The sequence below is a fragment of the Cypionkella sp. genome, assembly GCF_030652235.1.
Classification (GTDB): Bacteria; Pseudomonadota; Alphaproteobacteria; order Rhodobacterales; family Rhodobacteraceae; genus Cypionkella.
Window position 1 is genome coordinate 46,282 of the sequence record NZ_JAUSBA010000045.1, and the last position, 18,269, is coordinate 64,550.

Here is an 18,269-nt window from a genome sequence, read left to right on the forward strand (position 1 = left end):
AGCGCACATGACGGACGTCGTTGTAATCGGGGCCGGACAGGCCGGGGCCGCCTTGGTGGCCAAACTGCGCGCATTAGGGCATCAGGGCAGCATCACTTTGATCGGGGATGAAACCGCACCACCCTATCAGCGCCCGCCTTTGTCGAAGGCCTATCTGCTGGGCGAGATGGAGGAAGAACGCCTGTGGCTGCGTGGCCCGGATTTCTACACCGAACACAACATCACCTTGAAATTAGGTGATAAAGTCTCGGCGATTGAACCGATCACCCGCAAGGTGATGATCGGCAATGATGTGATCTCCTATGACGAGTTGGTGCTGACCACCGGATCCTATCCGCGGCGTTTGCCCAGCAATATCGGCGGCGATCTGGCCGGAATTTACACCGTGCGCAGTCTGGCGGACGTGGATGCGATGAAGCCCGAATTCGCAGCCGGACGGCGTTTGGTGGTGATTGGCGGCGGCTATATTGGGCTTGAAGCGGCAGCGGTTGGCGCGAAACTTGGCCTTGATGTGACCGTGGTCGAGATGGCACCGCGAATCCTGCAACGGGTGGCGGCACCGGAAACCAGCGATTATTTCCGGGCTTTGCATACCGCACATGGGGTGAAAGTGCTTGAATCCACCGGATTGGAGAAGATTTTGGGCGAAGACCGCGTCTCGGGCGTGCGGCTGAGCGATGGCACGGAACTCCCCGCCGATTTCATCATCGCGGGTGTTGGGATTCTTCCCGGCTCGGGGCTAGCGGAAGCAGCAGGTCTGGCGATTGAGAACGGCATCAAAACCGATGAATTCGGCCGCACCTCGGACCCGCATATCTGGTCAGCGGGCGATTGCGCCAGCTTTCCACACAAGGGAGGTCGTTGGCGGCTGGAATCGGTGGGCAACGCGATCCATCAGGCCGAAACCGTGGCCGAAAACATCATGGGCGCGGGCGTGGTTTATGAAGCCCAACCATGGTTTTGGTCGGATCAATACGATTGCAAACTGCAGATTGCGGGCCTGAATGTCGGCTATGACAACATCGTCACGCGTGGGCCGGATGGCGACTGCGTCAGCTTCTGGTATTTTCAGGGCGATACTCTGCTTGCTGTCGATGCGATGAACGATCCGCGCGCTTATATGGTGGGCAAGCGATTGATCGAGAGCGGGAAATCGCCATCTAAGGCGGCAATAGAAAACCCTGCAACCGAACTGAAAGCCCTCCTGAAAGCATGAGAATCATCGGCGGCAGCGCGCGGGGCCTGCATCTGACTCGGGTGGGGGTCGGTGACGCACAAGCGCATCTGCGCCCCACCTCAGACCGCGTGCGCGAGTCGATTTTCAACCTGCTGATCAATGGTGGTTATGGCAATCCGTTGCAAAATGCCCGCGTGCTGGACGTGTTTGCGGGTACCGGCGCGCTGGGGCTAGAGGCGCTGTCGCGGGGGGCATCCTCGGCGACATTTCTCGAAAACGGGGCGGCGGCTGCCCCCCTGCTAAAGCGCAACATCGCGCTGATGCGGACGGAAGATCGCTGTGAAATCCTGCGCCGCGATGCCACCAAGCCCGGCCTGAACCCCGGCGCGGCTTTTGAGGTGATTTTCCTTGACCCACCCTATGGCAAGGCGATGGGAGAGTTGGCATTAACCGCCCTGACTCTATGGCTCGCCCCAGAAGCCCTTGTTATCTGGGAGGAAAGCACCAAGCCCGTCCCTCCTGCCGGATTTGAATTCCTGGATCAACGCAAATACGGCGACACCCTTGTCACTATCTTGAAAGCCCCGGCATGACCCCCAAAGCGGTGATTTTCGACTGTGACGGCGTGGTCGTTGACAGTGAACCGATGCTGTTTGATCTGCTGTCTGCCGACCTTGCGCGGCACGGTTTGCCAATGCCGGTCGCAACCCTGCATCACATCTTCCTTGGCATGACCCTGCAAGGCCTGCGCGAGAAAGCCAATGTGATGGGCGCAAAGCTGCCCGCCGATTGGTGCGACGTTTTCTACACCCGGCTTTATGCGCAACTGCGGCTGGGCACGCCGCTGGTGCCGGGGATTTTGGCCGTGCTGGATGCGCTGGACGCGGCGGGGATTCCCTATGCGATGGGCTCGAATGGGTCAGCGGAAAAGATGCAGATCACCTTGGGGCAGCACGGATTGATCGCGCGCTTTAAGGGGTTGTTTTCGGGGCAAACTTTGGGAAAACCCAAGCCCGCGCCCGACCTATACCTGCATGCCGCAGTGGCTTTAGGCGTTGATCCCAGCGACTGCGTTGTGATCGAAGACAGCCCAACCGGGGCGCGTGCGGCCCAAGCCGCCGGGATGCGCTGCATGGGCTACGCGCCGGATGGCAACGCGGCACTGGCCACAGTGGGGGCCGTGCTTTTCAACGATATGAAAGACTTACCCGTCTTGCTGGGGCTTTAATCCGGCGATCAACCCCAAGTCGGGTGAAACTTGCCTGCCGGGGACAAAGTGAAAATCTCGCATCCCGTCGCGGTCACCCCAACCGAATGTTCAAACTGCGCCGACAAAGATTTGTCACGCGTCACCGCCGTCCAGTCATCGGCCAGCACTTTGGTTTCGGGGCGGCCCAGATTAACCATCGGCTCAATGGTGAAAATCATGCCTTCCTCCAGCACCGCCCCGCTGCCCGGACGCCCGTAATGCAGCACATTCGGCGGCGCGTGGAACACCCGACCCAGCCCATGGCCACAGAAATCGCGCACCACCGACATGCGGTTCAGTTCGACAAAGCTTTGAATCGCATAGCCAATATCGCCAAAGGTATTGCCCGGCTTCACCGCCGCGATGCCCCGCATCAGCGACTCGTGGGTGATCTCAATCAGCCGTTCAGCTTTGCGCGGAACTGCGCCTGCGACATACATTCGGCTGGTATCGCCGAACCAACCGTCAACGATCACCGTGACATCAACGTTCAGAATATCGCCATCCGCCAACACCTTAGCGCCCGGAATGCCGTGGCAGACCACATGATTGACGCTGATGCAGGAGGCATGCTGATAGCCTTTGTAGCCGATCGTCGCGGAAATCACCCCACGGCGCTCAATCTCCTCGCGGATGAAATCGTCAATAATCGCCGTCGTCGCACCCGGCTTGACATATTCTGCAACCATATCAAGAATTTCAGCGGCGCATCGGCCAGCCGCGTGCATGCCTGCGAAATCCGCATCTTCATAGATGCGGATGCCATTCTTGGTGACGCGACCACGGATATCTTCCACGGGTAATCCTCCAGTTTGGCCCTAAATAGGCGATGCACGGCGGTTTTGCCAGAGGTGGAGTGCGCGGCATTGGCCCGCGTGGCCGATCTGTGAAGGTCCCCAATCTGTGAAGACAGCCCTCTGGCCTGTTGCCCCAGCTTTGGCCTATGGTTCCGCATGAAAGAAGGAGCGCCCACATGCCCAACCCCACAGCCGCGATGCTGGTGATCGGCGATGAAATTCTGTCGGGCCGCACCCGCGATTCCAACCTGCATCACATCGCCTGCGAGCTGACCAAGCACGGCATCACTCTGGCCGAAGCGCGGGTGGTGGCGGATGATCATGCCGAGATCGTGGCTGCGGTGAACGCGTTGCGCGGCAAATATGACCATCTGTTCACATCGGGCGGCATTGGTCCAACGCATGACGACATCACCGCCGATGCCGTTGCAGCCGCGTTTCAGACCCCGATCAGCCACCGCGACGATGCGATGGCGCTGATGTCTGCGCATTATGAACGCCAAGGCCTGCCGTTCAACGAGGCGCGGCAGCGCATGGCGCGGATCCCCGACGGCGCGGTGCTGATCGAAAATCCGGTCTCGATTGCGCCAGGCTTCACGCTGCAAAACGTGCATGTGATGGCCGGGGTGCCAAAGATATTCGAATCCATGCTGGCCTCGGTTCTGCCCACCCTCACCGGCGGCCCGCCACTGCTAAGCCAAAACCTGCGAGTCTTGCGTGGTGAGGGCGAAATTGCCGCCGATTTCGGCGCTTTGGCTGCCGCATTTCCCGATTTGTCGATGGGCTCATATCCCTTCACCCAGAACGGCGCGTATGGCACCAATTTGGTGATCCGGGGCACCGATCCCGGCCGGGTCAGCGCCGCGATGCTGCGGTTGACGGAGTTGTTTGGATGACGCCTGAGTTGCTTTTGGCGGTGATGGAAGCCACTTGGGGGCCAGCCTCTGCCACGCGGCAGGGGCCATGGACCATTCGCAACGGCTTGGGCGGCGGCAAACGCGTCTCTGCCGCCACAGCCGAGGGCGATTGGCAAGACACCGATATTTCGCAGGCCGAAACCGCGATGGCGGCACTGGATCAACCCGCGCTGTTTTTGATCCGCGACGGCGATGGCTTGCTTGATCAGGCGTTGATGGCACGCGGCTATCGCATCGTTGATCCGGTGGTGGCCTATGCGGCCCCGCTTGCGACGTTGCCGCAGGCACCCGATGCTATAACCACTTTTCCGCATTGGCCGCCGATGGCGATTGCCGCTGATCTGTGGGCCGAGGGCGGCATTGGCCCGGCGCGACTGGCGGTGATGGAAAGGGTGCAGGGTCCGAAAACCACCATCCTTGCCCGCGCACAGGATCGCGCAGCCGGTACCGCGTTTGTGGCGATCCATGACAATATCGCCATGCTGCACGCGTTAGAGGTCACGCCCAGCCAACGTCGGCAGGGTTCCGCGCACAACATCTTGCGGGCAGCGGCGGCTTGGGCGCAAAATAATGGAGCAGATACGCTGTCTTTGGTGGTGACCGTCGCCAATGACCCGGCCCGCAGGCTTTATGCTTCCTTGGGGATGCAGGCTGTGGGACAGTATCACTATCGACAGAAATGAGCCCAGCTGAGGCCAGACCTATGAAAACGTACCCACGCCGAGTGGCGTTTTGCCTTGCCGCCGTCCTATCAGCCACATCGACACAGGCGGCACCGCTGTTAAACCTGCAATTCCCCGGCCCCTCCGAGACAACCTTGCAACGCACAGAGGCTTTAGCCTCGTTCCGCCTTGCCGTGGGGCCCTATCAAAGCGGTGCGATTGCCACCGAACTGACCGAAGGCAACCTAGATCAAACCGCGTGGCGTATCGCCGTGCCGGGGGCTTCGACGTTGGAGCTGATCCAGACCCTGCGCGCGCAGATCGCGGCGGCGGGCTTCAAGGTGGTCTTTGAATGTGAGACCGAAGCCTGCGGCGGCTATGATTTTCGCTATGGCACCGAGGTGGCGGCCGAACCTGACATGCATGTCGATCTGGGCGATTTTCGCTATCTGGCGGCGGAACGCGGCGGGCAACACGGCAAAGAATACCTCGGCCTGATGGTCAGCAAATCGCCCGAAAACGGCTTTGTGCAACTGACCCGGATTGGCGGCGCGGCGGTGGCGCAACTGGCAACCTCGACCAAATCGACCGAACTACCGAAGCCCGCCACCTTCGCGCTGAAACCCACCGCGCCCGAAACCAGCCCCGATCTGGCCAAAACACTCGATCTTGGCCAGTCGCTGGTGCTGGAGGATCTGGTGTTCGCCTCGGGGTCATCTACGCTCGCCGACGGCACTTATGCGTCGCTTACCGCACTGGCGGGTTGGTTGCAGGCCAATCCGACCAAAGGTGTCATGCTGGTCGGTCATACCGATGCTTCGGGCGGGCTTGCCAGCAACATCGCACTGTCGAAAAAACGCGCGGCCAGCGTGCGGCAAAACCTGATCGCGCAATATGGCGTAGCGGCGGGCCAAGTCAGCGCCAATGGCGTCGGCCCGCTTGCGCCGCGATCCAGCAACCTGAGCCCCGAGGGCCAGCAACAAAACCGAAGGGTCGAGGTGGTGCTCACCTCGACCCCAGAGTAACCATCGCACCATTTACAAACCTGTGTTGGCGCTTGAAGCCGGATCTCACCAGATATCCGGACCCTTATCCAGATAGCGGCGCGCCAGGAAGTCGATGAAAGCGCGTACTTTCGGCTGAGTGAAGCGCCCCGGCGGATAGACCGCATAGATGCCAAGGGTTTCCACCGGCAGGCCGGGAATGGCTTCTTCGACCTGACCGTTTTTCATCGCATCGGCGTACAGAAAGCTGGGCAGATAAGCGATGCCCAGCCCGGAAATCGCCGCATTCAGCAGGCTTTGGCCATCGTTCACCGTCAGCCATCCCGCCGTGCGCACTTGCCGCTTTTCACCCGAGGGGGCGCTGACTTTCCACACATTGCCGTTGGCTTGGTTGGAATAATGCAGCAGCTTGTGATCGTTCAGATCGTCAATTTTCAACGGTCGGCCATATTTCTGGAAATACGACGGGCTGCCGATCATGCGTTTCGTGGTGTCGGTCAGCTTGCGGGCGCGCAGACTGCTGTCCTCTAGGTCGCCAACCCGAATGGCCATATCAAAGCCCTCAGAAATCAGCTCCACATAGCGGTTGTTCAGCACCATGTTGACGGTAATGTCAGGGTATTCCAGCAGGAAATCCCCCAAAATCGGCGACAGCAAGTTGACGCCAAAATCCGTGGCAACCGAGATCCGCAGCAGGCCCGAAGGTGCCGATTGCATCGAGGTCACCAAAGCATCGGCCTCGCCCGCATCGTTCAAAACCCGCCGGGCGCGGTCGTAATAAGCCAGGCCGATCTCTGTTGGAGAGACACGGCGGGTGGTGCGGTTCAGAAGCCGCGCACCAAGGCGGGCCTCCAGCGCAGAGACGTGTTTCGAAACGGCAGATTTCGAAATCCCCATCTTCTTTGCAGCATCAGTAAAGCCGCCTTGGTCTACGACCGTGGCAAAAGCTTCCATTTCAGTGAGTCGGTCCATTGTTTTCCCCAAGCGAGCAGAGTGGGCAGATGTGACCTGATTGATCGCCAAATCGGGCAGGATCGGGGCGCACTTGCGTTCTATCCGGGGTATTACTGCGCATCGTTGATGGAGAGGAAACAGCGGAACAAGGGATTGACAGCGTTAAGCTGCCTTAATTCTCAAACTGTAGCCGCGAAATGACTCCGCCATTGGGCGCATTGAACAGGCTCAACTTGCCCGACAACTGCAAGGCAAACTGCCGCGCAATGCTGATCCCTAGGCTTTTCGAGGTTTCCACATCAAAGCCCTCGGGCACGCCTTTGCCAGAATCATGCACATCTAGCGTCACCAGATGCGTTTCGGTCTCGGTCGGTTCTTGCGACAGTAAGATCGTTATCACCACCGTCTCTGAGGCGCTGTCCTGCGCTGCCGTACTATGCTCTGCCGCATTCATCAGAAACTCGCTGACGATCAACCCCAGCGGAATCGCCTTTTCATGCGCTACCTGCACCGGTGTTAGCTGAAATTTCAGCGTTACATTTGCCCCCGCACCAGCCGAATCGATGGTGTCGGCGGCCATATCGCGGATGAAATCCGCCACAGCAACCGATTGAAGGTTCGGTGAATGCAGTCGCCGTTGCAGCCGCGCGATCGTATCAATCCGCACCTGCGCCACCGAGAGCACCTGCTTGGCCGCGGCATCGCTGGTCTGCCCCGCCTGAAGCCGCAACAGCGCCGCCACCGTCGCCAGATTATTCGACACCCGATGCTGCAATTCTGAAAACATCAGCGCACTGGATGTTGCCAGATCAGCGCTACGCTGTTGTGCCGCCCTTAGCCGCAGCAATGCCTGCTTCACCGCACTGATCAGCAAAATCTCGGTCAGCACAACCAACGCGTAAAACCCCATCGCCACCGCAGATGCGCCGTTCAGGCTGAGGCTCTCGACAGGAGCGATAAAGAAATAGCGCGCGGCCAAACCACTGGCCACCGCCACCACGACCCCGGCCCGCACCGAAGCGAAAGCCGAACTCAGCAACACCGCTGGAAAGAAGGTCAGAAACGGAAAGCCGGGTGGCAGCATCGGATCAGAGATAAAACGAATATACAAAGCCAGTGCAAAAGCGCTGCCCGAGAAAACAATCTCATACCACAGGCTGCGCTTGGCCAGCGTCATCTCGGTGACCCGCGCCAACATACCCTGCGGCGCATCGCCTTGGGTCGGCCAAACCTGTGAGGGGGTTTCGATCAAATCCATTGCCCGATTACCTCGTATCTACCGCCGCGTCACATACGCGTCCTGCCGCATAAATGGGATAAAATCTGCCACTTGAAAATACCCTATATTTGCTTTGGAAACGGTTCACGTGAACTGTTGGCGGAGTCATGTGTGCAGGCCACACTTCGCTGAAATACTCTGAAATACGCAAAAAAAGACCGCAGGGCGAACCTGCGGTCTGAGGTGGCCTTCAGGGAGAAGAAGGCAGGGAGGGTCGGAAACCCCGTCAGAGTCGCGATTTGCCGTTCAACAGCCGCGCAATCAGCGAAATCACGAACAAGGCAATGAAGATGAAGAACAGGATCTTAGCGATACCGGCAGAGGTGCCTGCGATGCCACCAAAGCCCAAAGCGGCTGCAATCAATGCGACGACAAGGAAAGTCAGGGCCCAGCTCAGCATGGTGTTTCTCCTGTAAGATTTGGCAGCTCTACAATTAAACGGCACGTTGCAGGGACTGTCGTGGATATCATGGTGAACCAACCCGCGCCGCAGCTTCTGGTTCCCGGCTGGCTTACGATCCCGCAAAATGGACAAACTGCAGCATTTTCATCTGACCGATTTTTTCGGGAACCAAGCTCAGGCCACCTGCGTTGTTCCGGCAGAGATGCGATGACGGCACAGCTATGGGTTTCGCGCCCAGACCTGAGCCAACCCGTATCCCGGCGGCAGGGCTGGTCTTGCTGCTGAGATTTAAAACTGGATCTGCTGCCTGACAATCTGGGGCCTCCAGACGCCCGGCCGCTATGAGACAAAGGACAGATGATGAACGCGAACACCCTGAAAGACACCGTCTCGCACGCAAAAAACGCCGCAGATGAGGCTGTCGACAATGCGACCGATAAAGTATCGCAGATGAGCCGCAAGGCGCGCGACACGGCGACCGAGGCTTTGAATGACACGAAAGACCTTGGCCAAACCGCCGCGCGCAAGCTGAAAGCGCAGGCCGCCGAGGCTGCCGCCGCTGCCGAAGATCGTCTGGATGATCTCAGCGATGCAGCGCAATCGGGTCTTCGTTCGGCCAAATCCAAGCTGTCGGATGGCAGTGATCGCCTGGCCAAGGCGCTGCATGATGCGGCGGATGGCACACGGGCCGCGTCGGGCCGAGTGGTTGAGGCTGTGACGGATGCAGCCGATCATCTGCGCGCAGGCTCGATCAGCGATCTGGTCACCAGCACCAAAGCTTACGCGCGCCGTCATCCCGGCACCGTCGTCGCTGGGGCAGCGGTGCTTGGCTTTGCGTTCGCGCATTTGATCCAATCGCAGGCCCGCAATCGCAACCGCCGCGGATGAGTCCGCACAGAATAGGCCCAACGAAATAGGAGAGCCTGATGCGAATGGACAATCTTGAACCCGACCTGATCGAGCGCCAGCTTCAGAAAGATCGCGCGGCGCTGAAAGCCTCGCTGACAGCCCTTGGCGATCGTTTCACCTCGCAAGGCATTGGCGGTGATCTGCTGACCCATGCGCAAACGCTTGGCAATGTCGCCCGCGCCAACCCGGTGCTTGTCTCGGTGGCTGGGGCGGGTCTGGCATGGTATCTGCTGCGCCGCACCCCTGCCGCCCCCGAGACGGATGGCCTCAGTGGCACCGCTTATGAAGCGCAATCCCGGTGGGAAGACGAAGGCGGCCCGACCCAACCACTGGAAGATGACGATTTCGACTGGATTGCCGAGGCCGAAGCTTTGCGCGCGCAAGCCAATGTCAGCCTGCATGGGCTAGAGGCGCTGGCACTGGATGGTCTTGAATACGCCAAACAGCGTGCCGCCGTGATGGCCGATCTGGCGCGTGATGTGCGCAAAGCCATGCGAAGGGGCTTGGATCAACTGTCAACCGCCGCACAAGATCGTATTCTGGCAGCGCGCGAAGCGGCCTATGAGGCGCAACTTTCCGTGCGCACCTCGACCGCAAAGGCGATCAACGATCACCCGTTTGCCATCACTGGCGCCGCTTTGGCGCTGGGGGTCGCAGTTTCGGCGGCCTTCTTACGTCGCCCAGCGCAAGACCGCAAACTGGCGCAAGAACGCGACCGGTTGCTGGAAGAAACCCGGCGTCTGCTTGCGCATGAACGCCGCCGCGCCAACGATGCGATGGACATTCTGGCCGGAAGCCGCAGCCTGCGTAACTCCTCGTAGCGCAGGTTGAGCCTTTCAGGCCCGAAAAGGCGTCGCTGTCGCAAGACAGCGACGTTTCTTTTTGTCAGCCGTCAACGGAGCAAAGCCTAAGGCTCAAAGCCTTCGCGGATCGGAAAATCCACCGTCACATCCACCGCTTCCGGTGTGTTGGCGACACTCACCGCCCCACCAATCTGCTGGGCAAAACCGCGCACCAACTGGGTACCAATCGCGGTAGGCGTTGGTTGATCCGAGGCAGCCGTGCCCAAACTCGCCGGACCTTTGATATGCAGCCGCGCCTTTTGCTCACCGTCTAGCAGCCGCAGCGACACCTCAACCTGCCCCACCTGCGTCTCACTCGCGGGCATCCCGGCCAGCAATTCGGTCAACAACAGCGCAAGCGGCACAGCCTGATCCGGGATCAGTTGAATCGGCTCAAAATCTGTGGCGATCTGTGGCTTCTTGCTGCTTTGCTTGCCCATACCGCTGATCTGCCGGATCACCCCGGAAAACAGAGAGTCCATCTGGACGTCTTTCTGCCCGGCGGTCTCATACAGCCCCATATGCACCGTCGCCAACGCCATCACCCGGTCATGCAGCCCTTCCAGAATACTGCGCACTGCGTCAGATTTCTCCTGCCGGATGTGAATCCGCATGATCGAAGCGATCAGCTGCAAACTGTTGCCGGTGCGGTGATGCACCTCGCGCAGCAGAATTTCCTTTTGCCGCAGCATGTTTTCCAGCTCGGCTTCATCATGCAGGATAGTCTCGGTCAAAACCGCATAGGACCGCCCAAGTTCGATGATCTCCGCCGGGCTGCCCGACAGATCCAGCGCCACCCGCTTGCGATCCCCGCCCGCAAATGCGGTCATAGCGCTGCCCAAATGCCGCATGTGGCGCGCCACCAACGTCTCGGCACCCAGCAGGGCCACACACATCGCCGCCAGCCACATCAACAGCGGAAACACATAGGGGCTGATGTTATAGCCCAGCACGACCACGCTTTCGGCTTGGCTCCATGACCCCAGCACAAACAACCCTTCGGCCATCTGCACCACCGAGAAAATCCGCGGCTCGCCGCCCACCGTACGCGCCATGAACGTCTGCGCCCCGCCTTCGGCCAGATCCTTCAGCGTTTTATCAAGCGGCACACTGAAAGGCGCACTCGTCAGCCCGACAGACGAGGTCAGCACCGTGCCATCACTATCAAAGGTCAGCAGTGCCAACGGGTCACGCGGGCTGGCATCCGCCACCAAAATTCCAACATCCTCAAGCGCCTTATGCGGCATCGACGCCGAAATAAACCCAATCCGCGCGCCAGTGCCATCATAGACCGGATGCGACACCCCCAGCACCGAAACCCCCGAAACCGGCCCCTTCGGGTTGACCGAAAAGCCAGGGTGATCCAGCTTGACCACCTGTTGAAACCGCGGATTGGTGGAGAAATCAAAGTCTTTCATGGTCGAGGCGCAGGTCATTTTGCCTGACAGCGGCACATAGCCCACCAAGGACAGCGCAGGCTGTTGCGCCGCCACCGCCGCCATCAGACGTCGACAGGCGGCAGTATCGGCCAGAACCGGCCCCACACTCTGCGCCAAAGTCGCCACCATCACCTGAGTCGATTGGATCAGCCGGATTTCCGGCGCCGCCGCCCGGGTGGTTTCATCCATAACCGCCATATTGGCCCGCTGTTCGGATTCGCTGTTGGCGGCCTGCGATTGCACCAGACCCAAAAACCCCAGCGGCAGCATCGCCACCGCCGCCATCAACGCCAAGCGCGCGCCAAGCCGTTGATAAAACGGCGGGCGCGCGTCAGAACACCGCGGTAGTGTGGCGGGGTCTGTCATTCCATCGCGGCCGCAGCCCGCCCGATCACCGCATCGGTCACGGCATCAATCCCCGAGAACATGCCCTCGCCCTCTGCCAGACCCAGCAAATGCGCCAACCGCTTGCGCGCTCGGCTGGCACGGCTTTTCACCGTGCCCGCCGCCACACCCATCATCGCGGCGGCTTCGTCTGTGGTAAACCCCGAGGCCCCGACCAGAATCAACACCTCACGGTGTTCATCCGACAACGCATCAAAAGCGCGCAAGAAATCGGTGAATGCCATGCGCCCGTCGTGGTCAGGCTTGACGCTAAGGGTGGCGGCATGGACACCATCCGGGTCGGCAACCTCGCGACGGGATTTGCGCAAGGACGAATAATAGGTGTTGCGCAGGATGGTGAACAACCATGCCTGCAAATTGCTGCCGCGCTGGAATTTGTCGATACCGGCCCAAGCCTTCAGAATGGTTTCCTGCACCAAATCGTCCGCCGCCGTCACATTGCGCGTCAGGCTGATCGCAAAGGCCCGCAAGGGGCGCAGATGCTCGACCAACTGGTCGCGTGGGTCAATATCCGCGGCCACAGCGAGGTTCATCTCTGCACCTCGTCCCGCAGTGCCTCTTTGTCTTTCAACTGCTGCAACAACAGCTTAAAGCGGTCCGGCACCTCTTCAACCAGAGCCGACTGGTACACCCGCTTAAGGTTTTCTTCGATTTGAGCCTTGATCTGATCCACTTGACCATCCTGCTCAGGTTTCGATCCCTGATTTCGCATTTTTACAATTTCCTGTACCACTCAGGGAACCAAACGCGCGGCCATGCGTTTGGTTCCCAAGAAAATACATGAGGGAATAAAAAAATGAACACTGACGCCAGCGCAAATCTTTCCGATCTGGTCGCCCTGCATTTGCCAAGCCTGCGCCGCTATGCGCGCGCTTTGACAGGCAATCAAACCAGCGGCGATCAGTATGCATTGGCCGCTTTGGAGACAGTTTTGGCTGAACCTGCCCTGATTGCAAATGCAAGCGATGCCAAAGTGGCGCTGTTCAACGTGTTCCACATGGTTTGGGCCAGTTCCGGCGCACCTGTAGCACAAGCCGACAGCCGCCTGTCTGCGGCAGCCCAAGCACATATGGCCGAATTGACCCCGAACAGCCGCGAGGCGTTGTTGCTGCATTTCATTGAAGTCTTCAGCTTGGACCAAATCGGCGCGATCATGCAAATCGATGCCGAAGAAGCCCAAGGCCTGATCACGCGCGCCCTGCATGAGATGACCGGCACCGTCAGCGGCCGCGTTATGGTGATCGAGGATGAAGCCATCATCGCGATGGACATCATCGCCATCGTCGAGGCGATGGGCCACCAGATCACTGGCGTTGCCCGCACGCGCAAAGAAGCCGTGGCTTTGGCGAAAGCGGATATGCCCGACCTGATCCTCGCCGATATCCACTTGGCCGATGCCTCCTCTGGCATCGACGCGGTGAACGAAATCCTTGGCGGGTTTGAGCAGATCCCGGTGATCTTCATCACCGCCTTCCCCGAACGCCTACTGACCGGGCACCGTCCCGAGCCTGCGTTCTTGATCAACAAACCCTACACCGAAGAACAGGTGCGCTCGGCGGTCAGTCAGGCAATGTTCTTCGCCTCGACCGAAACTCTGATGACCAAGGAAAACGCCTGATCCTCACCTGACTCTGAAGGCCGCCACGATACGTCGTAGCGGCCTTTTTGGTTACCCCAAAGGCCCCAGCAACACATTGCGGTTCATCTTGAAAAACCGCCCCTCGACCAGCACACCGTAACCCAGCCCCGCCGCCCAAGCGGTCAGCGCGTCATTGTTTTTATGATCGACCTCCAGAAAAATCGGCGGACGCGAGGCGGCGATGCTGTGCTCAAAGCCGCGCAGCACCTCCATTTCCATCCCTTCCACATCCACCTTCAGAAAATCAATCCGCGCGCCATCCAGCAGCGCATCGCCCGAGGCCATGCTGATCTTCCCTTCGTCCGACGCCACCAGCCGCGTCGCCCCCAGATTTTTCTCGCGCGCCTCAAGACTCATCGAAGGCGCATCGCTGCGGTCAGATAAGCCATAGCCCAGCGTCGACAGGTTCACCTGATCCAGCACGCCATTCAGGATCATATTTGACAGGAACAATTCATAAGCCACCGGGTTCGGTTCAAACGGGATGCTCACCGAGGCCCCCAGAAGCTTCAGCGCATAGATCGAATGGTTGCCAATATTCGCCCCCGCATCGCAAAACACCCCACCGCGCGGGAAATGCTGCGCGATCAGCTTCAGCTCTTCCGGCTCATAAAACCGCCCCTTGGCGTGGCGCGCCTGAATCCGGTCCTTGCGATCAGCCACGGTGAAGAAAATAGGCTCACCGTCATAGACCGAGCGCGTCACCTGCGTGCGGCGCGGATTGGTGAAGATATCGGGGCTTGCGATCATCGCCAAAGCCGTCGCAGACAGATGAGCGGGCGGGCGGGTCATGTCCATGGCCAAGGGTCCATTCGGTCAAAGCGGGCAATCGTTGCGGCCAGCATCACCCGCAGCGCGCCAAGCGTCAACGGCCCGCGACGCTCCAGTAGATTTGCTGTTCCCTTTCGCAGCCCTTTACCCTATAGGCCTGCGGTACATGCGTGTGAGCCCGCTCTAGGCAGAATCATCCCTTCATCTCTGAGGGGGCCTTGGGGCTTTTGCGCGACATAATTAAGTTGACCCCAAGGATACCATACCGATGGCAAACACTGCCCAGTCCAAAAAACGCGCACGCCAAGCTGATGCCCGTCAAGACATCAACAAAGCCCGCCGCTCGCGCATCCGCACCTTCCTGCGCAAAGTTGAAGAAGCGCTGGCTTCCGGCAACCAAGACGCCGCCGCTCTGGCGCTGAAAAACGCTCAGCCTGAACTGGCGCGTGGCGTCTCCAAGGGTGTCATGCACAAGAACACCGTGTCGCGCAAAATCTCGCGTTTGGCCTCGCGCGTCAAAGCGCTGGCAACGCCGGCTGCGTAAGTCGCGCGGCTGACCAGCCAAGCTGACCCGACGTCACGATAGGGCGCGCGCCGAAAGGCCGCGCCCTATCGCATTTTCACACAGAAACCCCGACACAGAATCGGTCACCCCCGCTGTCCAGATTTTCGAAAACACAAGCAGCTTGCCGATTCCAACTGCAGATTTTCCAACCATTCCGCCCGCAGCGTTGCCGAATTGCAAGCTCCGGGAGATTCGCGAAAGCAAACTCCTGTCAAGCAACAAGATCGGTTGCGGGGGCCTGCGGCGGCTTGCTAACTTGACCAAGCGATTCACTTCGTCTGGGGGACATGACGCCGTCAAAGTAGAACAATCAGGGGCGCAGCTGCCAAGCCAAGCGTACAACAACCTGAAATTATCCTTTGTCGTCCGAATGTTACACTGCTTGCGCCGAGATTCGGCCATCAGAGACATAAAACACCGCCACCGGGTCACCCGGTTGCGGCTGTCACAATTTTGTCCCCGCCACCGGGCCGGGACACTCAAGCAGGCATGGTGTTTCACCTGCCGAACCTGAGTGTTTTTCCGGGGGAAACAGTCGTGCTGAACCGCGTGGGTACGTGGGACAACTAGAAAGCGCCATCGGGTCTCCGAAAGGCGCTTGGGGAAGACAAGACAATGACGCAAGAGGCCTGGGGCAAGGTACGTGAGACGCTGGCAAAGCGGATCGGCAAGAACAATTTCACCAGTTGGATCGAGCCCTTGCGCTGGGCTGGTCTGATCAATGGCATCGCACGGTTCGAAGTGCCGACAACGTTTTTCGGCGACTGGGTGTCGCGCAACTATTCCGATCATATCCTTGGCTTGCTGAACGCCGAAGGCCATGCCGCAGGTCGGACCGAGTTTTTCGTGCCGGTGCAAGCGCAGGCCGCCAATGCGCCCGCGGCCCCGCTGGCCGCCGACAGACCCGCCCGCGCGGTCAAGCCCAGCCGTTACCGCTCGGATGATGAACTTCCGGGTGCGACCTTGGACAGCCGCTTTACCTTCGACAGCTTCGTTGTCGGCAAGCCAAATGAGTTGGCCCATGCCGCTGCCCGCCGCGTTGCCGAAGGGGGTCCGGTCACCTTCAACCCGTTGTTCCTCTATGGCGGCGTCGGTTTGGGTAAAACCCACCTGATGCACGCCATTGCGCATGAATTGCAATCGCGTCAGCCGCAACTGCGCGTGCTGTATCTCTCGGCCGAGCAATTTATGTATCGCTTCGTGCAGGCCCTGCGTGACAAACAGATCATGGATTTCAAAGAGCTGTTCCGCTCGGTTGACGTGCTGATGGTCGATGATGTGCAGTTTATCGCGGGCAAGGATTCGACCCAAGAAGAATTCTTCCACACTTTCAACGCCTTGATTGATCAGAACAAACAGATCGTGATTTCAGCAGACCGCGCGCCGGGCGAAATCAAAGATCTGGAAGACCGCATCAAATCCCGCCTGCAATGCGGTTTGGTGGTGGACCTTCACCCCACAGATTACGAACTTCGCCTCGGCATCCTGCAACAAAAGGCCGAGTATTACCGCCAGCAATACAAAGGCTTGGCGATCTCAACCGGGGTGCTGGAATTCCTTGCCCACCGCATCACCACCAACGTCCGCGTGCTGGAAGGCGCTTTGACCCGCCTGTTCGCCTTCGCCTCATTGGTGGGCCGCGAGATCACGCTGGAACTGGCACAAGATTGCCTCGCCGACATCCTGCGCGCCTCGGATCGCAAGCTGACCATCGAAGAAATCCAGCGCAAGGTTGCCGAGCATTACAACATCCGCCTGTCGGATATGATCGGCCCGAAACGCCTGCGCAACATCGCACGGCCGCGTCAGGTGGCGATGTATTTCGCCAAGCAATTGACCTCGCGCAGCCTGCCGGAAATTGGGCGCCGCTTTGGCGGCCGCGATCACACCACGATCATGCACGGCGTGCGTAAAATCGAAGAACTGATGACCACCGATTCGCAGCTTTCCGACGATCTGCAACTGTTGCGGCGTCAGTTGCAGACCTAATCGAGGATCGCAGGCTTGACGGCCTGCATATTCAACCGCAAAGTCCCGAAAATGCTTGTGAACCGGCCAAAACCGGGTAGTTTTGGCGTCCCTGCAAAGGGGCGTCGCCAAGGGGAACGAAATGAAGATCAGCATCGAACGCGCAACTCTGCTTAAGGCGCTGGCACAAGCGCAATCGGTGGTCGAGCGCCGCAACACCATTCCGATCCTCGCCAACGTGCTGATTGAAGCCGAGGGCGATACGGTGTCGTTCCGCGCCACCGATCTGGATATCGAAGTGGTTGACCGCGCGCCTGCGATGGTCGAACGCGCCGGGGCCACCACGGTTTCGGCGGTGATGCTGCACGAGATCATCCGCAAGCTGCCCGATGGCGCTTTGGTGGCTTTGACCGAAGACGCAGCCACCGGCCGTCTGACCATTGCCGCAGGCCGTTCCACTTTCAGCCTTGCCACCCTACCGCGCGAAGATTTCCCGGTGATGGCGACCTCGGAATATTCTTCGAATTTCTCGGCCCCGGCCCCGGTGCTGCGCCGCCTGTTCGACAAGGCGAAGTTTGCGATTTCCACCGAGGAAACCCGCTACTACCTGAACGGCGTCTACATGCATGTCTCGACCGGCGATGTCGGCGCCGTCCTGCGTTGTGTTGCGACCGATGGCCACCGCCTGGCCCGCATCGACGCCCCGCTGCCCGAAGGTGCGCAGGGCATGCCCGGCGTGATCGTGCCGCGCAAGACCGTGAACGAGTTGAAGAAACTGCTCGACGATGATTCCGCGATCATCGCCGTGTCGGTGTCGGAAACCAAAGTCCGTTTTGCCACGCCCTTGATCACTCTGACCTCCAAAGTCATCGACGGCACCTTCCCCGACTACACCCGCGTCATCCCCACCGGCAACACCCGGCGGCTGGAAGTCGACGCGAGCGAATTCGCCAAAGCGGTGGACCGCGTGGCCACTGTATCCTCGGAACGCTCCCGCGCCGTGAAGCTGTCGCTGGATGAAGACCGCTTGATCCTTTCGGTCAACGCGCCCGATTCCGGTGCTGCCGAGGAAGAACTTGCCGTGGCTTATTCCGATGAACGGCTGGAAATCGGCTTCAACGCCAAATACCTGCTGGAAATCGCGTCGCAGGTAGACCGTGAAAACGCGGTGTTCCTGTTCAACTCCTCCGGCGATCCGACCCTGATGCGCGAAGGCAATGACATGTCGGCGGTCTATGTCGTCATGCCGATGCGCGTGTAAGCTGCGCTTGGGGGCTAGCCCCCAAACC

20 protein-coding genes are annotated in these 18,269 nt (G+C 59.6%); 12 read left to right on the forward strand and 8 right to left on the reverse strand.

The window, feature by feature from the left end:
* Positions 1-7 precede the first annotated feature (7 nt).
* Genes Q7V03_RS15655 through Q7V03_RS15665 form a run of 3 tightly spaced genes read left to right on the forward strand, consistent with a single transcriptional unit; the run spans position 8 to position 2,405 of the window.
* Entirely contained in the window at positions 8-1,216 is a 1,209-nt protein-coding gene (locus Q7V03_RS15655) for an NAD(P)/FAD-dependent oxidoreductase (RefSeq protein WP_304926528.1), read from the forward strand.
* Positions 1,213-1,770: a 16S rRNA (guanine(966)-N(2))-methyltransferase RsmD gene (gene rsmD, locus Q7V03_RS15660; RefSeq protein ID WP_304926529.1), complete on the forward strand. Its 558-nt coding sequence runs from the start codon at positions 1,213-1,215 to the stop codon at positions 1,768-1,770. The genes Q7V03_RS15655 and rsmD overlap by 4 nt, the downstream gene beginning before the upstream one ends.
* Positions 1,767-2,405, forward strand: coding sequence for an HAD family phosphatase (locus tag Q7V03_RS15665; RefSeq protein ID WP_304926530.1), 639 nt, complete (start codon positions 1,767-1,769; stop codon positions 2,403-2,405). The genes rsmD and Q7V03_RS15665 overlap by 4 nt, the downstream gene beginning before the upstream one ends.
* A gap of 8 nt (positions 2,406-2,413) precedes the next feature.
* Here the strand turns inward: Q7V03_RS15665 and map are convergent, their stop codons facing one another.
* The gene (gene map, locus Q7V03_RS15670; protein WP_304926531.1) at positions 2,414-3,223 is read right to left on the reverse strand and encodes a type I methionyl aminopeptidase; all 810 of its coding nucleotides are present in this window, start codon (positions 3,221-3,223) and stop codon (positions 2,414-2,416) included.
* Between the two features lie 176 nt (positions 3,224-3,399).
* Between map and Q7V03_RS15675 the strand changes: the two genes are divergently transcribed.
* The 3 genes from Q7V03_RS15675 to Q7V03_RS15685 are packed head-to-tail and all read left to right on the forward strand — an operon-like array spanning position 3,400 to position 5,827.
* Positions 3,400-4,119: a molybdopterin-binding protein gene (locus Q7V03_RS15675; RefSeq protein WP_304926532.1), complete on the forward strand. Its 720-nt coding sequence runs from the start codon at positions 3,400-3,402 to the stop codon at positions 4,117-4,119.
* Entirely contained in the window at positions 4,116-4,823 is a 708-nt protein-coding gene (locus Q7V03_RS15680; RefSeq protein WP_304926533.1) for a GNAT family N-acetyltransferase, read from the forward strand. Before Q7V03_RS15675 ends, Q7V03_RS15680 begins: the two co-directional genes overlap by 4 nt.
* Positions 4,824-4,843: 20 nt before the next feature.
* A complete protein-coding gene (locus Q7V03_RS15685; RefSeq protein WP_304926534.1) occupies positions 4,844-5,827 on the forward strand; it encodes an OmpA family protein in 984 nt (327 codons plus the stop codon).
* Positions 5,828-5,872: 45 nt separating this feature from the next.
* Here Q7V03_RS15685 and Q7V03_RS15690 read toward each other — a convergent pair whose 3' ends face one another.
* The 3 genes from Q7V03_RS15690 to Q7V03_RS15700 all read right to left on the reverse strand — a co-directional run bounded on the left by Q7V03_RS15690 (position 5,873) and on the right by Q7V03_RS15700 (position 8,439).
* The gene (locus Q7V03_RS15690) at positions 5,873-6,778 is read right to left on the reverse strand and encodes a LysR family transcriptional regulator (protein WP_304926535.1); all 906 of its coding nucleotides are present in this window, start codon (positions 6,776-6,778) and stop codon (positions 5,873-5,875) included.
* Positions 6,779-6,932: 154 nt separating this feature from the next.
* Positions 6,933-8,018, reverse strand: a complete 1,086-nt coding sequence (locus Q7V03_RS15695; RefSeq protein ID WP_304926536.1) for a sensor histidine kinase — start codon at positions 8,016-8,018, stop codon at positions 6,933-6,935.
* A 247-nt stretch (positions 8,019-8,265) separates the two neighbouring features.
* A complete protein-coding gene (locus Q7V03_RS15700) occupies positions 8,266-8,439 on the reverse strand; it encodes a DUF1328 domain-containing protein (RefSeq protein WP_304926537.1) in 174 nt (57 codons plus the stop codon).
* 363 nt (positions 8,440-8,802) lie between these two features.
* On the opposite strand from Q7V03_RS15700, the gene Q7V03_RS15705 reads away from it, so the two are divergent.
* Both Q7V03_RS15705 and Q7V03_RS15710 read left to right on the forward strand, forming a co-directional pair.
* Positions 8,803-9,330 (forward strand): hypothetical protein, encoded by a 528-nt coding sequence (locus Q7V03_RS15705; protein WP_304926538.1) that lies wholly within the window; start codon positions 8,803-8,805, stop codon positions 9,328-9,330.
* Between the two features lie 38 nt (positions 9,331-9,368).
* A complete protein-coding gene (locus Q7V03_RS15710; protein ID WP_304926539.1) occupies positions 9,369-10,172 on the forward strand; it encodes a hypothetical protein in 804 nt (267 codons plus the stop codon).
* An 86-nt stretch (positions 10,173-10,258) separates the two neighbouring features.
* On the opposite strand, the gene Q7V03_RS15715 is transcribed toward Q7V03_RS15710, so the two are convergent.
* The 3 genes from Q7V03_RS15715 to Q7V03_RS15725 are packed head-to-tail and all read right to left on the reverse strand — an operon-like array spanning position 10,259 to position 12,710.
* A complete protein-coding gene (locus tag Q7V03_RS15715; protein ID WP_304926540.1) occupies positions 10,259-11,998 on the reverse strand; it encodes a sensor histidine kinase in 1,740 nt (579 codons plus the stop codon).
* On the reverse strand, positions 11,995-12,570 hold the full coding sequence (locus Q7V03_RS15720; protein ID WP_304926541.1) for an RNA polymerase sigma factor: 576 nt from the start codon (positions 12,568-12,570) through the stop codon (positions 11,995-11,997). The genes Q7V03_RS15715 and Q7V03_RS15720 overlap by 4 nt, the downstream gene beginning before the upstream one ends.
* Positions 12,567-12,710 carry a NepR family anti-sigma factor gene (locus tag Q7V03_RS15725; RefSeq protein WP_304926542.1) on the reverse strand — a complete coding sequence of 48 codons (144 nt, stop codon included), beginning with the start codon at positions 12,708-12,710 and terminating at the stop codon, positions 12,567-12,569. The genes Q7V03_RS15720 and Q7V03_RS15725 overlap by 4 nt, the downstream gene beginning before the upstream one ends.
* A 123-nt stretch (positions 12,711-12,833) precedes the next feature.
* Between Q7V03_RS15725 and Q7V03_RS15730 the strand changes: the two genes are divergently transcribed.
* Positions 12,834-13,655 carry a response regulator gene (locus Q7V03_RS15730; RefSeq protein ID WP_304926543.1) on the forward strand — a complete coding sequence of 274 codons (822 nt, stop codon included), beginning with the start codon at positions 12,834-12,836 and terminating at the stop codon, positions 13,653-13,655.
* Between the two features lie 51 nt (positions 13,656-13,706).
* On the opposite strand, the gene Q7V03_RS15735 is transcribed toward Q7V03_RS15730, so the two are convergent.
* Positions 13,707-14,474 (reverse strand): FkbM family methyltransferase, encoded by a 768-nt coding sequence (locus Q7V03_RS15735; protein ID WP_304926544.1) that lies wholly within the window; start codon positions 14,472-14,474, stop codon positions 13,707-13,709.
* Between the two features lie 241 nt (positions 14,475-14,715).
* On the opposite strand from Q7V03_RS15735, the gene rpsT reads away from it, so the two are divergent.
* The 3 genes from rpsT (at position 14,716) to dnaN (ending at position 18,241) form a co-directional block, all read left to right on the forward strand.
* Positions 14,716-14,991, forward strand: a complete 276-nt coding sequence (gene rpsT / locus Q7V03_RS15740; RefSeq protein ID WP_054008238.1) for a 30S ribosomal protein S20 — start codon at positions 14,716-14,718, stop codon at positions 14,989-14,991.
* Between the two features lie 636 nt (positions 14,992-15,627).
* Complete coding sequence (gene dnaA, locus Q7V03_RS15745) at positions 15,628-17,001, forward strand: chromosomal replication initiator protein DnaA (RefSeq protein WP_304926545.1); 1,374 nt, start codon at positions 15,628-15,630, stop codon at positions 16,999-17,001.
* A gap of 121 nt (positions 17,002-17,122) precedes the next feature.
* On the forward strand, positions 17,123-18,241 hold the full coding sequence (gene dnaN, locus Q7V03_RS15750; RefSeq protein WP_304926546.1) for a DNA polymerase III subunit beta: 1,119 nt from the start codon (positions 17,123-17,125) through the stop codon (positions 18,239-18,241).
* The last annotated feature ends 28 nt before the right edge of the window (positions 18,242-18,269 follow it).